The 550-nt window shown below is 67.3% G+C and carries 1 protein-coding gene; it reads left to right on the plus strand.

Features of this window, described 5'->3' with window-relative positions:
- Nucleotides 1-94: 94 nt before the first annotated feature.
- The coding region (locus tag AC5JJ6_RS03010; RefSeq protein WP_496040629.1) for an alpha/beta hydrolase at nucleotides 95-550 on the plus strand (456 nt) is incomplete at its 3' end.

Below are 550 nucleotides of genomic sequence, written 5' to 3' on the forward strand. Positions count from 1 at the left end.
CTTCTACAAAGCCCCGGCGTGCCCCCCGCCGCGCACACCACGGCAGGAACTTTACGGCCCAGATCCAGGCGCCGCATAATGCGCCGAAAAGTTCCTGCCGTGGTTCGCCGCGCGCGGCTACGAAGTTCATGCGGTCTCGCTTCGCGGCCATGGACGGAGCGGGGGACGCCGCAGCCTTCACAACTACGGCATCGACGATTACGTCGACGACGTCCTCAAGGCCGCCGAGCGGTGCTCCGCTCCGCCGGTGCTGGTAGGCCACTCGATGGGCGGCATGGTCGTTCAGCGGGCGCTGGTGAACGGCCACCATCTGCCCGGCGGTGTCCTGATGGCGTCGGCCCCGCCTCATGGTCTCCTGGCCTCCACCATGGGGCTGGCGTGGCGCGACCCCTACGTGTTCCAGCAGATGTCGAAGATGATGATGTTCGGGACGGAAGCGATGGGCTTCGAGGCGCTGTACCGCGCCATGTTCTCGGACTCCATGCCGCGCGACGAGGCTGCCCGCTACGAAGACCGCGTCCAGGAGGAGTCCCGCCGCGTGCTGATGGAT

The organism is Skermanella sp., from assembly GCF_059503625.1.